The sequence below is a fragment of the Rhizobium sp. 3T7 genome (assembly GCF_020166565.1).
Taxonomy (GTDB): Bacteria; Pseudomonadota; Alphaproteobacteria; order Rhizobiales; family Rhizobiaceae; genus Rhizobium.
The window spans coordinates 20,730-33,427 of record NZ_JAIQXS010000030.1; the positions used below are offsets into that span (position 1 = coordinate 20,730).

Here is a 12,698-nt window from a genome sequence, read left to right on the forward strand (position 1 = left end):
TCTTAGTGGGATTTCCTATGCTCGATATTGTCTGGCGTTCTGTGATTGTCGGTATCGGCGCGACCGCGCTCATGGACATCTGGACGGTGATTTACGGCGCGATAACCGGCGGCGGCCTGCCGAACTGGGCGCCGGCCGGTCGCTGGTTCAAGGAAGTCGCCAAGGGGCGCGTCTTCCACGATGACATCAATGCTGCCGAACCCTATCGCCACGAGCAGGCGCTCGGCTGGATCGGCCATTACGCCGTCGGCATCATCTACGGACTGCTGCTCGTGCTGCTCGCCGGCTCCGCCTGGCTCGACACACCGACCTTCCTGCCGGCCTGGATCTTCGCCATCGTCACCGTCGGCGCCGGCTGGTTTCTGATGCAGCCGGGCATGGGGCTCGGCGTCGCCGCCTCAAAGACGCCCAATCCGAACAAGGTGCGCGTCCTCAATCTCGTCGCCCATACCTTTTTCGCGCTCGGGCTCTATGGCACGGCACTTCTTATCCGCTGACTATTGTCCGGCGCTCTTCCGAAGGAGCAGTGCGCTTCCTGGATAGGGACAGCCGCCTACCAGCGCACCGGTTCGCCGGGCGCTGCGGGTTCCACGGCAAGCGCATGCAGTCCCGCATCCAGTTCTGGTTTCAAAAGCTCCGTGATCGCACGGTGCCGCGCCAGCCGTGGCATGCCGGCAAATTTGGCGGATACGATGCGCACCCGCATATGGGTCTCGCCTGTCCCCGTTATGTCAGGCTGATGGCCCGCATGAAGATGGCTTTCATTGATGACGCTGAGGCGCTCGGGCGCGAACGCGGCTGTCAGCTTTTCTTCGATGCGGGTCTGCAGGGTCATGGTCTCGTTGCTTTGCGAAAAAGGTTCCCACCAAGCCAGCAACATTCCGGTTTGTCAATTCTTGTTGTGGCCTCGCTACGGGCCCATAATTAGTGCCGCCATGAGACTCGATTCCAAATATTTCGACCGCATCCGCACCCGCCGCAAACGCGAGCAGGAAACCGAACAGGCTCCCCCCGCCTGTCAGTGGGATGGCTGCGACAAGAAAGGCGTGCATCGCGCTCCCGTCGGACGCAATGCCGAGGGGCAGTTCTTTCTCTTCTGCTTCGAGCACGTGAAGGAATACAACAAGGGGTACAACTACTTCTCAGGCCTCTCCGACGGCGAGATTGCGCGCTACCAGAAGGAAGCGATTACCGGACATCGCCCGACCTGGACGGTTGGCGTGAACAAGGCCGCCAAGAACAGCCCGCTGCAGTCCGATCTGCGGTCGGGTTCATATCGCGTGCGAGATCCCTTCGGCTTCGTCAACGGCACCAAGGGCAGCGGTCCCCGCTTTCCCGAACAGCGCAAGCTGAAAAGCCTGGAAGCCAAGGCTTTCGACACGATGGGTCTCGATGCTAGCGCGACCTCCTCGGAGATCAAGAGCCGCTACAAGGAACTGGTCAAGAAGCACCATCCCGACGCCAACGGTGGCGACCGCGGTTCGGAAGAGCGGTTCCGCGCCGTCATCCAGGCCTATCAATTATTGAAGCAGAACGGTTTTTGTTAGTTCCCGTCCTTGCTCTTGGTCTTCAATCAGGTATGGTCCCAAATCGGCTGAGGCCGCAGGCAACCGCGGCATAACTTTCTGCGTTTGTCCCACAGGCGCCTCGGCCACTTCCGGGCGCGGCGTTTCTTGTCCGGGACTTTGTTCAAGAATGCTCGCAAGCGATGGATTTTGTCGCCCCCGAGGTTTCGTTTCAGTCCCGGAGAAGCATCGCCGACGTTCCGACATGAGCGGGCGCGGACCTGATCTGCGGCGTCATGGTAGCGATATGGGCTGAGACAGTATGGTCGGGTGTCGGTCACCCGCCTTGGAGACATGATGAGCAAGATTGACCTTGATATTTCGGAGATTCCGGACACCACCGTTTCGGTCAGGGAGGTCTTTGGCATTGATTCCGACATTCGCGTTCCGGCCTACAGCCAGGGCAGCGCCTATGTTCCGGATTTCGACCCCGACTATCTCTTCGACCGCGAGACGACGCTCGCCATTCTTGCTGGCTTCGCCCATAACCGGCGCGTGATGATCTCCGGCTACCACGGCACGGGCAAGTCCTCGCATATCGAGCAGGTCGCAGCCCGCCTCAACTGGCCGTGCGTGCGTATCAATCTCGACAGCCATGTCAGCCGTATCGACCTCGTCGGTAAGGACGCGATCGTTCTGAAGGACGGTTTGCAGGTCACGGAGTTCAAGGACGGCATTCTGCCCTGGGCCTACCAGCACAACGTCGCGCTCGTCTTCGATGAGTACGACGCCGGCCGCCCCGACGTGATGTTCGTCATCCAGCGCGTGCTGGAATCGTCCGGCCGCCTGACGCTGCTCGACCAGAGCCGCGTCATCCGTCCGCACCCGGCCTTCCGGCTGTTTGCCACGGCAAACACGATCGGCCTCGGTGACACCACTGGCCTCTATCACGGCACGCAGCAGATCAACCAGGCGCAGATGGACCGCTGGTCGATCGTGACGACACTGAACTACCTGCCGCACGACCATGAAGTGAACATCGTCGCTTCCAAGGTGAAGAGCTTCGGCAAGGACAAGAATGGGCGCGATACCGTGTCCAAGATGGTCCGCGTTGCCGATCTGACCCGCGCCTCCTTCATGAACGGCGACTTGTCGACCGTCATGAGCCCCCGCACCGTGATCACCTGGGCCGAGAACGCCGAGATCTTCGGCGACCTCGCCTTCGCCTTCCGCGTTACCTTCCTCAACAAGTGCGACGAGTTGGAGCGCCCGCTGGTGGCCGAGCATTATCAGCGCGCTTTCGGCGTCGAGCTGAAGGAAAGCGCCGCCAACATCGTTCTGGAGGCCTGAGGCCGACCGATCATGGCAGCTCGCGGTGACAATTCGAAAGCAAAACCGGGTTCGCCAGTCGACGTCGAGCCGTTGCGCCGGGCGATATCAGGCAGCGTTCGCGCGATTGCCGGCGACGGCGACGTTGAGGTGACCTTCGCCAACGAACGTCCTGGAATGACTGCCGAGCGGATTCGTCTGCCGGAGCTTTCCAAGCGTCCGACGATGCATGAGCTGGCGGTAACGCGCGGGCTTGGCGACTCGATGGCGTTGAGGCTTGCGTGCCACGACGACAAGGTACACGCGACGATGGCGCCGCAAGGCTCCGACGCGCGGGCGATCTTCGACGCCGTCGAGCAAGCGCGCGTGGAATCGATCGGTGCGCTGCGCATGGAAGGCGTTGCTGCAAACCTCCGATCGATGACCGAGGAGAAATACGCCAAGGCGAATTTCTCCGGCATCGAGCGGCAGGAAGATGCGCCGATCGGCGAAGCCGTCGCCATGATGGTGCGCGAGAAGCTGACCGGCGAGACGCCGCCGGCATCGGCGGGCAAGGTGCTCGATCTCTGGCGCTCCTTCATCGAGGAGAAGGCCGGATCCGACCTCGACAACCTTCCCGGTGTCATCAGCGACCAGCAGGCCTTTTCCAAGGTGATCCGCCACATGCTCTCGGCCATGGAGATGGCGGAAGAGTATGGCGACGACGACAGCGATCCTGAATCCGATGATGAATCTGATCAGGAAGACCAGCCGAACGGCGACGAGCAGGATCAGGACGAAGTCGATGACGACGCCGGTTCCGACGCCGCGCCGGTAGAGGACAGCGAAGTCGCCGACGAGCAAATGGAGGACGGCGAGACCGAAGGCGCCGAAATCTCCGACGACGACATGCAGGAGGAAGGCGAGGAAGATTCAGAGACGCCGGGCGAAACCCGCCGTCCGAACACTCCCTTCGACGACTTCAACGAGAAGGTCGACTACCACGTCTTCACCGAGGAATTCGACGAGACGATCACCGCCGAAGAGCTCTGCGACGCCGCCGAGTTGGAACGTCTGCGCGCCTTCCTCGACAAGCAGCTGGCACACCTGCAGGGCGCGGTCGGCCGTCTCGCGAACCGGCTGCAGCGCCGGCTGATGGCGCAGCAGAACCGCTCCTGGGATTTCGATCTCGAGGAAGGCTATCTCGACCCGGCGCGTCTGACGCGCATGATCATTGATCCGATGCAGGCGCTATCCTTCAAGATGGAGCGAGACACGCAGTTCCGCGACACCGTCGTGACGCTTCTAATCGACAACTCGGGCTCGATGCGCGGCCGCCCGATCACGGTCGCAGCCACCTGCGCCGATATCCTGGCGCGCACGCTGGAGCGTTGCGGCGTCAAGGTCGAGATCCTGGGCTTCACCACAAAGGCCTGGAAGGGTGGACAGGCGCGCGAGAAGTGGCTCGGTAGCGGCAAGCCGCAGACGCCGGGTCGCCTCAACGATCTGCGCCACATCATCTACAAGTCCGCCGATGCTCCCTGGCGCCGGGCGCGCGCCAATCTCGGCCTGATGATGCGCGAGGGCCTGCTCAAGGAGAACATCGACGGCGAGGCGCTGATCTGGGCGCACAATCGCCTGCTCGCCCGTCGCGAGCAGCGTCGCATCCTGATGATGATCTCCGACGGTGCGCCGGTCGACGATTCGACGCTGTCGGTCAATCCGGGCAACTACCTGGAGCGCCATCTGCGCGCCGTCATCGATCGGATCGAGACGCGTTCGCCGGTCGAGCTTCTGGCGATCGGCATCGGCCACGACGTGACGCGCTATTACAGGCGCGCCGTGACGATCGTCGATGCGGACGAGCTGGCCGGCGCCATGACGGAACAGCTTGCGTCGCTCTTCGAAGACAAGTCCGTCCAGCCGCGGGGCGGTCGCCTCCGTCGCGCCAGCTAACCGCGAAAGGACGCTTTCTGGATGCTCCGAAAGCCGTTCGCCAGGCTGATCTCAGTCGCCTTCGGCCTGGCGGCTGTCACGCTGCCAACGCTTGCCGATGGTGACGTCGAGGTGCGCGGCCGCGTCATCACCGATTTCAAGATCGGTTCCGACGAAACTCGGTTCGGTCCTCTCGAATTCCTCGGCGGGCTGGAAATGGTGTCGCCGCAGCGGCTGTTCGGCTCGCTGTCATCGATCCGCTTTCGATCGGACAGAACGCATTTTGTCGGCGTGCTCGACACCGGCCACTGGATGACCGGGCGCATCGAGCGCGATCCTCAAGGGCGTCTGTCCGGCCTCGCCGATGTCGTGATCACCCCGATGAAGAATCGCGCCGAGCAGAGCTTTGAAGGCAAGGGGTATATGGATGCCGAGGGTATTACGCTGCATGGCGACCAGATTCTCGTTTCCTTCGAGCAGGACCACCGCGTCGACGTCTATCCCGACCCCGGCTTCGAGACATCGCGTGCGATCGACACCATTCCCATTCCGTTCCCCGAACGATCGCTGCGTGGCAACCGCGGCTTTGAGACCATCGCCGTTGCTCCCGTGGACAGTGCCCTCAAGGGCGGGATGTTGATCGTGGCCGAACGCAGCTTAGACATCGACGGCAATGCCTATGCCGCGATTCTGGACGGGCCGTTGAAAGGACGTCTGTCGCTCGCTCACTATGGCGATTTTGACGCAACGGACGGAGCCTTCCTGCCGAATGGCGACCTCTTGCTGCTGGAGCGGCGGTTCAACGTCGCAGAAGGCATCGGAATGCGCATCCGCCGCATCAAGGCCGCCGACATCCGCCCCGGCGCTGTGATGGACGGCGAGATATTGTTGCAGGGCGACTTCAACTATCAGATCGATAATATGGAAGGCCTGGATGTCTTCGCGGCCGAGGATGGGACCACGCATGTGGTGATCGTCTCTGATGACAACCACTCCATCCTGCAACGCAATCTCATGCTGGAGTTCCGGCTGGTGGAGCCGCGGGCCGGCGACACGGCTCGCCTGCGGAGATGACCGCTCGGCGTCAGCCGCCGAAATAGACCGGCCGGTCGATATCCGCGATCAGCCCAGGACCGGTTGCCTTCCAACCCAGTTCTTGGCGTGTGCGCTTGCTTGAGGCGAGATTGTCCATCGCCGCGAAATGCGCAAACCAGCCGAAGTGTATGGCCGCCTCCTCAGGAGACTTGGAAACGACCGGCACGTTCAGCCAGCGGCCGATGACTTCGGCGATCTTCCGGAAGCGAACGCCCTCTTCAGCGACGCCATGATAACGGCCTCCCGCCTTGCCCTTTTCAAGCGCCAGCCTGTAGAGTTTGGCTGCGTCCAGTCTGTGGACAGCGGCCCAGAGATTGCCTCCTTCGCCGGCATAGACCGAAAGGCCCTTCTCGCGGGCGATGCCGATCAGCAACGGCACGAAGCCGTGGTCACCGTCGCCATGAACCGACGGAGGCAGGCGGATGATGATAGCGCGCACGCCCCGCGATGCAGCCGCGGCGGCGGCCTCTTCGGAGGCGATGCGGGGAGAGGCGGCGCTCGGGGCATCCTGCTCGGTGGTCAATCGGCCTTTTGCAAGCAATCCGGTTCCCGAGGTGATGACCAGTGGGCGGCCGCCTGCCGCCAAGGCGGACGCCAGCGTCTCTATGGCCTGGCGGTCGATCTCGCAGTTCTCCTTGAACCTGGAAAAGTCATGGATGAAGCCGGTATGGATCACGCCGTCAGCGACCGCGGCACCTCTGCGCAGGCTGTCGAGATCCTCAAGGTGGCCGCGATGCACTTCAGCACCTGCCGCTTCAAGCGCCGCCGCCGCGGCATCGGAGCGGGCAAGGCCGAGGACCTGATGGCCCGCGCCGATCAGTTCCTGAACGACGGCAGAGCCGACAAATCCCGTCGCGCCTGTTACGAAAACACGCATCAATTTCTCCTTGTTATCTCTGAACTGGCGTCCGCCCTGCGGCCTCGTCCAGACCAAGATAGGATCTTGAGAAATACGGTCTATGCTATAAAGTCCGTATTATCTTCGCAATCGTCCGGAATTGCCTCATGGATCCGCTGTCAAACGTCCTGTCTCTCCTGAAGCCCCGCAACTACCTGTCTGCGGGCTTCGAGGCGGGTGGGGAGTGGTCGATCCAGTTCCCCGATCAACAAGAAGGCGTCAAATGCGGCGCCGTGGTTGCCGGCCATTGCTGGCTTTGCGTGGAAGGCGTGCCAGAGGCGGTGCGGCTGCAGACGGGCGATTGCTTCCTGCTGCCGAGCGGTCGGCCTTTCCGCCTGGCGACGGACCTGTCACTACCGCCGGTCGGTGCGGCCACGATCTTTGCGCCGGCGCGTACGGGGGGCATCGTCTCCTACAATGGCGGCGACGATTTCCTTCTGGTGAGCAGCCGTTTTGCGCTGACCGGCGCGCATGCCGGCCTGCTGCTTCGCATCCTGCCGCCCATCGTTCTGATCCGGGACGAGTCTGGCCAGGCGGCGCTGCGCTGGTCGGTCGAGCGGATGATGCAGGAGCTGCGCGAGCCGCAGCCGGGCGGCTTCCTGATCGTGCAACACCTGGCGCACGTGATTCTGGTTCAGGCGCTGCGGCTTTATCTCGCAGACGGCTCCCGGGCCGGGGTCGGATGGCTCTTTGCGCTGGCAGACAAGCAGATGAGTGCGGCGATGACGGCGATGCACGACGAGCCGGCCCGCCGCTGGACGCTGCAGGAACTGGCGGCGCGCGCCGGCATGTCGCGCTCGACCTTTGCGCTCAGGTTCAAGGAGACGGTCGGGACCTCGCCGATGGACTACCTCGTGCATTGGCGCATGCTTCTGGCCGGAGGCCGGCTGGAAAACTCCAGAGAGCCCATTTCCCGCATCGCGCCATCGCTCGGCTACGAGTCGCAAGCCGCGTTCAGTACGGCGTTCAAGCGGGTGATGGGCTGCTCGCCACGGCAATATGGCCGCAACCGGCAGCCGCTCTCGCCTTGAGAAATGACGGGAGTCCGGTAGGCCGGTGGGATGATGGGGCCACATTAACAGTTCCGTGGCAACATTGTGGCGTGAGAGTCCGACATTCCGCTTCGCACGCAGTGTTTTGCATCCGCAACATCAGCAATGTCCGGAAGCGTTCTTCTCGCCCCGCTGCTCCCGGCTCAGATCTGGTTAGCCTCTGCTGGCGCCGAAGCGGATGCGCATTTCTTCTTCAGTTTCCGCAGCACGGGGGTCTTTTCCGTCGGATTCTCATCGTCGTCTGGATCGCCGGTAGAGCCTACTTCATCCATCCGGTGGGCGATGGCGAGCGCGTAGATAGTATGCAGAACGTTCCGGTCGGTGACGTCAGGATCGGTCAGGGCCAGCAAAGAGGCACGCACGATCTTCTTGCTGGTGGCTTTGGGACACCGTTCCAGCACGAAATCGGAAAGCGCCTTGCCGGAAAGACCTTCCGTCGAGCCGTCCAAGAGCGCCTCATAAGCTCGCTTCCGCTTCTCGCTCACGATTTGTCCTTCGGTTCGATGCGATTGCGACTATCTGTCGTAAGAACGTCATGAACAACCACCGCCGTGCATGGCATACATAGATCTTTTTGCATTCGAGCGTGGCAGCAAAGTGTCGCGGCGAGAATCTTTTCGGCAAGCCGTCCCGGGTTCATTGCCGATAAAAGGCGGAGCGATAGCTCCGCCGAATAGCCTAGGAATGGAATTCCAGGTGGGCGCGCATGCCTAGCGGGCGGTGGCGGCCTGCATCGGGCGCAGCACGTTCATCAGTGCGCCGTAGGGCAGCAACATCACGAGGCCGACGATCATCTTCACCGCGAAGTCACCGATCGCCCAGGAAATCCAGCGCGACGCCTCTGCGGTGAAGACGCCGAGGATCGGCGCGGATTCGAGCGCGAAGGGATCGTTCGGGCCGAGGAGGACGAAGAAGGCCGCGAAAGCGAAGGAGAAGAAGATCACCGTATCCAGCATCGAGCCGATCAGCGAGCCGACGAGCGGGGCGTGCCACCAGGCCTGCCGGCGCAAGCGGTTGAAAACCGAAATATCGAGCAGTTGGCCGGCGAGATAGGCCGAGCCGGACGCGATCGCGATGCGCGGAACCGAGGTGTAGAAGGACAGTGCCACGCCGACGACGAAGCCGGCGAAGACGACCTTGCGGGCAGCCTGCGGGCCGAATTGACGGTTGGTAAGATCGGTGATCAGGAAGGCGACGGGATAGGTGAAGGCACCCCAGGTCAGGATGTCGGCGAGATTGATGCCGGCGAACTCGGCATTCAGCGGGAACTGCACGAGGAAGTTCGAGGCGACGACGACCAGCGTCATCAGTGCGACATAAATAAGCGTAACGCGCGTCGTCAGCATTTTTTTATCCTGGGGTATGCCACCAGTTGGAGGGACAGACCGGCAAAGCAAAAGGCTTGTCCGGAGATCATCCGTGCAAGCCTTTCGAAGCCGTATGTAGAAGAAGCGGTTGAAGCTTACGCAGCAGCGGCTTCTGCAGTCTTCTTGACGATCTGGCGACGCAGCAGACGAGCGCGCATCGACAGTTCATTTTCGCTTGCCTTGATTAGGAAGGCATCGAGACCGCCACGATGCTCGACGGAACGAAGAGCAGCAGCCGAAACGCGAAGACGATAACGCTGGCCGAGCGCGTCGGAGATCAGCGTAACCTGGCACAGGTTCGGGAGGAACCGGCGCTTGGTCTTGTTGTTGGCATGGCTGACATTGTTACCAGTCAGGACTGCCTTGCCGGTCAATTCGCACATGCGGGACATGGAACACCTATTCTTGTTTTTCTCGGCCATCGGTTGCATGCCCCGCGCAAAACCGGGTTAGCAATCCAACAGGCCATGATTGGAAAGTTGCGGTTCTATAGTCAGACAGGTCGGGCGCGTCAAGCCAAACCTTGGCATTTCCCGCAATTCTGTCAAAAAGCTCGTGTTTGCTTCGTCGTGAGACAGGCGTATAGACCGTGATGAACGGCTTTACCAGCTGCCAGAACAAGGTTCATTTCATGGCTCATCCGGGCAAACGCATTCTGATATCCGCGATAGCTGCGCTGATTGCCGTTCCGGCCGGCGCAAGCGAGATCGTGCATCGCACGGAATACAGGGTTTCCCTAGGAATCCTGACGATCGCCCGCGCCGCCTTCCTGACGAAGATCGAGGACGACAAGAGCTACAGGGTCTCCGGCGACATCAGTTCGGCCGGCCTTGCCGATCTCGTCACCAATATCTCGGCCAAGACAAGCGTCGACGGCGTGTTGCGCGGCGACCGGCTGCAGGCGTCCCGCTACTATCTCTACTACAAGAGCGGCAAGCGCGCCCGCACATACGAGGTGCGCTACAGCAACGGCAATATCACCTCGACTACAGTCAAGCCGCCTCGGAAACCTCCGAATAACTGGGTCAGCGTGCCGGCAAGCGACATGCGCTCCGTCCTCGATCCGATCTCGGGCCTGATCTTTCCTGCAGACACCAATGTCTGCGTCCAGAAGCTGCCGATCTATGATGGCGAAATGCGCATGGATCTGGTGCTATCGCCCAAGGGTGCGCAGAACTTCTCGACGGCGGGTTTCAACGGCAAAGCGACCGTATGCAGCGTGCGGTTCGTCCCTCGCTCCGGCTACAGGAAGGGTCGCAGCGACATCGACTATCTGAGCAAGAGCAGCCGGATGGAAATCTGGTTTGCCAAGTCGGATGCGGCAAATGTATATGCTCCGGTCTACGTCCGTATTCCGACGCAATACGGACCGGTGACGATTACCGCGGTGAAATACGGCGCAAGCTGACGGAGCAGGAGCCTCCGTAAAGGGGGACAGGTGAAGCTTCGGGCAACGCTAATGGGCTTTACGGCGATCCTCATGTGGTCGTTTTTGGCGCTGTTCACGGCCGCCTCCGGCAGGATGCCGCCGTTCCAGCTGTCGGCCATCTGCTTTGCCATCGGCAGCATCCCCGGCATCGTCGTGCTGATCCTCAGTCCGTCGCGACTGGCGCTGCTCAAGCAGCCGGCCAAGGTCTGGATCGTCGGGATTGCTGGCCTGTTCGGATACCATTTCCTCTATTTCACGGCGCTTAGGAACGCACCGGCCGTCGAAGCCGGGCTGATTGCCTATCTCTGGCCGTTGCTGATCGTCGTCGGATCGGCGCTGCTGCCGGGAGAGCGCCTGCGTTGGTATCATATCGTCGGCGCCCTGGCCGGCCTTTGCGGCACCTTCCTGATCGTCGCCCGCAACGGTATCGATTTCGACGGCGCCTATGCCGTCGGCTATGGCGCAGCCCTCCTTTGCGCCTTCACATGGTCCGGTTATTCGCTCCTGACGCGTCGCTTCGATGCAGTGTCGACCGATGTCGTCACCGGCTTTTGCATGGCGACCTCGATCCTGTCGCTCATTTGCCATCTCGGGCTCGAGACGACCGTCTGGCCGGAAACGGTATCGCAGTGGATTGCTGTCGCTGGCCTCGGGCTCTTTCCCGTCGGTGCGGCCTTCTATGCCTGGGACTACGGCGTCAAGAATGGCGACATCCAGATTCTGGGGGCCGCAAGCTATGCAGCACCGCTTCTCTCGACGTTAAACCTGACGCTGTTCGGCTTTGCCGGGCCGAGCTGGCGTATCGCGCTCGCCTGCGTATTGGTTACCGGCGGCGCCGTGCTGGCGGCAAACGAGATGTTCCGCCGAAAGTCCGCAACGGTTGAACAGCGCGCCGCCGCGGAGTAGTCCTTAGCCAGCAGGCTTCCAGCCAGGCGGCGCCATCTCGAAGGAGGCGAATTCGAAGCCCGGCGCAACGGTGCATCCGACCAGTGTATACTCGCCGCGGGTTTCGGCCGACTGCCACCAGTTGGCCGGAATGATTGCCTGCGGTCGCTCGCCGTTGAGAATGTCCGTGCCAAGTACCAGCGTCTCGCTACTGCTCCCATTCTGCGAGCGCTGAAGCGCAAGCGGAGCCCCGGCGTAATGATGCCAGACCTCGGCAGCGTCATGGACACGATGCCAGTGGGATCGCTGCCCCGCCTTCAGGAGATAGTAAATCGCCGTCGAGTGGCCGCGCGAACTACCCTCGGTGTCGCGGAATGTCTGCACATACCAGCCGCCTTCGGGATGCGGCTCCATTGCAAGTTCGCGAATGATATCGTCCGGGGACATCAGAAATTGTCCTTGCGCCGGCGGATTTCCGTGAAGACTTCCTCGTTGGTCTTGGTTTCCATCAGCAGGTTGCGGCGGATGGCAGGATCAGCCGCGCGCAGGAAAGGATTGGTTTCCTTCTCCAGTGCCAGCGTCGTCGGAATCGTGAACTTGTTCTCGGCCCGCAGGGCCTCGATCTCGGCCGCACGGACTATCAGGCGCTGATTGTCCGGATCGATTGTCAGGGCGAAACGGGCATTGGAGAGCGTGTATTCGTGGCCGAAGTAGATGGCCGTTTCATCGGGCAGCACCGCAAGCTTCTGCAGCGAGTGCCACATATCGGCGGCCGGGCGCTCGAAAAGACGCCCGCAGCCGAGTGCAAACAGCGTGTCGGCGGCAAAGAGCAGCTTGTCGTCGGCGAAGTGGTAGCAGATATGTCCCGCCGTATGCCCGGGAGTCTCGATGACCTGTACCGTGTGGTCACCGAACAGGAAGGTATCGCCGTCGGCCATCGTCTTGTCGAGACCCGGGATCGCCACCGCCTCGTTGATCGGACCGATAATCTCGCAGCCATATCGCTCTTTCAGCGCCAGGTTGCCTTCGACGTGGTCGGTATGGTGATGGGTAGTAAAAATATGCGAAATCGTCCAGCCGCGGCGGGCTGCCGCCTTCTCGACCGCGCCTGCATCGGGAGCGTCAATCGAGGCGGTCAAGCCGGTTTCCGGATCGTGGACCAACACGCCGAAATTGTCGGTACGGCAGAGAAAAACGTCTAAATCCAAAGGTTTCATAGTCTCA

General features: G+C 61.7%; 15 protein-coding genes. 8 read left to right on the top strand and 7 right to left on the bottom strand.

Annotated features, from left to right (window positions below):
• Positions 1-17 precede the first annotated feature (17 nt).
• Positions 18-497, top strand: a complete 480-nt coding sequence (locus tag K9B32_RS26720) for a DUF2938 domain-containing protein (RefSeq protein ID WP_224568001.1) — start codon at positions 18-20, stop codon at positions 495-497.
• Positions 498-553: 56 nt separating this feature from the next.
• On the opposite strand, the gene K9B32_RS26725 is transcribed toward K9B32_RS26720, so the two are convergent.
• Complete coding sequence (locus K9B32_RS26725; protein ID WP_037081939.1) at positions 554-835, bottom strand: BolA family protein; 282 nt, start codon at positions 833-835, stop codon at positions 554-556.
• A 100-nt stretch (positions 836-935) separates the two neighbouring features.
• Between K9B32_RS26725 and K9B32_RS26730 the strand changes: the two genes are divergently transcribed.
• From K9B32_RS26730 to K9B32_RS26745, 4 genes are all read left to right on the top strand, one after another.
• On the top strand, positions 936-1,547 hold the full coding sequence (locus K9B32_RS26730) for a J domain-containing protein (protein WP_224568004.1): 612 nt from the start codon (positions 936-938) through the stop codon (positions 1,545-1,547).
• Positions 1,548-1,862: 315 nt separating this feature from the next.
• A complete protein-coding gene (gene cobS / locus K9B32_RS26735; protein ID WP_007789452.1) occupies positions 1,863-2,855 on the top strand; it encodes a cobaltochelatase subunit CobS in 993 nt (330 codons plus the stop codon).
• 12 nt (positions 2,856-2,867) lie between these two features.
• Positions 2,868-4,769 carry a cobaltochelatase subunit CobT gene (gene cobT, locus K9B32_RS26740; RefSeq protein ID WP_224568006.1) on the top strand — a complete coding sequence of 634 codons (1,902 nt, stop codon included), beginning with the start codon at positions 2,868-2,870 and terminating at the stop codon, positions 4,767-4,769.
• A 21-nt stretch (positions 4,770-4,790) separates the two neighbouring features.
• A complete protein-coding gene (locus K9B32_RS26745) occupies positions 4,791-5,822 on the top strand; it encodes an esterase-like activity of phytase family protein (RefSeq protein WP_224568008.1) in 1,032 nt (343 codons plus the stop codon).
• 10 nt (positions 5,823-5,832) lie between these two features.
• Here K9B32_RS26745 and K9B32_RS26750 read toward each other — a convergent pair whose 3' ends face one another.
• Positions 5,833-6,720, bottom strand: coding sequence for an SDR family oxidoreductase (locus K9B32_RS26750; protein WP_224568010.1), 888 nt, complete (start codon positions 6,718-6,720; stop codon positions 5,833-5,835).
• 128 nt (positions 6,721-6,848) lie between these two features.
• On the opposite strand from K9B32_RS26750, the gene K9B32_RS26755 reads away from it, so the two are divergent.
• The gene (locus K9B32_RS26755) at positions 6,849-7,772 is read left to right on the top strand and encodes an AraC family transcriptional regulator (RefSeq protein WP_224568012.1); all 924 of its coding nucleotides are present in this window, start codon (positions 6,849-6,851) and stop codon (positions 7,770-7,772) included.
• Positions 7,773-7,936: 164 nt separating this feature from the next.
• On the opposite strand, the gene K9B32_RS26760 is transcribed toward K9B32_RS26755, so the two are convergent.
• The 3 genes from K9B32_RS26760 to rpmB form a co-directional block, all read right to left on the bottom strand.
• On the bottom strand, positions 7,937-8,278 hold the full coding sequence (locus tag K9B32_RS26760; protein ID WP_224568014.1) for a hypothetical protein: 342 nt from the start codon (positions 8,276-8,278) through the stop codon (positions 7,937-7,939).
• A 225-nt stretch (positions 8,279-8,503) separates the two neighbouring features.
• Positions 8,504-9,139: a queuosine precursor transporter gene (locus K9B32_RS26765; protein WP_224568016.1), complete on the bottom strand. Its 636-nt coding sequence runs from the start codon at positions 9,137-9,139 to the stop codon at positions 8,504-8,506.
• A 116-nt stretch (positions 9,140-9,255) separates the two neighbouring features.
• Entirely contained in the window at positions 9,256-9,552 is a 297-nt protein-coding gene (gene rpmB, locus K9B32_RS26770) for a 50S ribosomal protein L28 (protein WP_007789441.1), read from the bottom strand.
• Between the two features lie 239 nt (positions 9,553-9,791).
• Between rpmB and K9B32_RS26775 the strand changes: the two genes are divergently transcribed.
• Both K9B32_RS26775 and K9B32_RS26780 read left to right on the top strand, forming a co-directional pair.
• Entirely contained in the window at positions 9,792-10,568 is a 777-nt protein-coding gene (locus tag K9B32_RS26775; RefSeq protein ID WP_224568064.1) for a DUF3108 domain-containing protein, read from the top strand.
• 30 nt (positions 10,569-10,598) lie between these two features.
• Positions 10,599-11,495 carry a DMT family transporter gene (locus K9B32_RS26780; protein ID WP_224568018.1) on the top strand — a complete coding sequence of 299 codons (897 nt, stop codon included), beginning with the start codon at positions 10,599-10,601 and terminating at the stop codon, positions 11,493-11,495.
• A gap of 3 nt (positions 11,496-11,498) precedes the next feature.
• Here the strand turns inward: K9B32_RS26780 and K9B32_RS26785 are convergent, their stop codons facing one another.
• The gene (locus K9B32_RS26785) at positions 11,499-11,921 is read right to left on the bottom strand and encodes a cupin domain-containing protein (RefSeq protein ID WP_224568020.1); all 423 of its coding nucleotides are present in this window, start codon (positions 11,919-11,921) and stop codon (positions 11,499-11,501) included.
• Positions 11,921-12,691: a hydroxyacylglutathione hydrolase gene (gene gloB / locus K9B32_RS26790; RefSeq protein ID WP_224568022.1), complete on the bottom strand. Its 771-nt coding sequence runs from the start codon at positions 12,689-12,691 to the stop codon at positions 11,921-11,923. Before gloB ends, K9B32_RS26785 begins: the two co-directional genes overlap by 1 nt.
• Positions 12,692-12,698 lie beyond the last annotated feature (7 nt).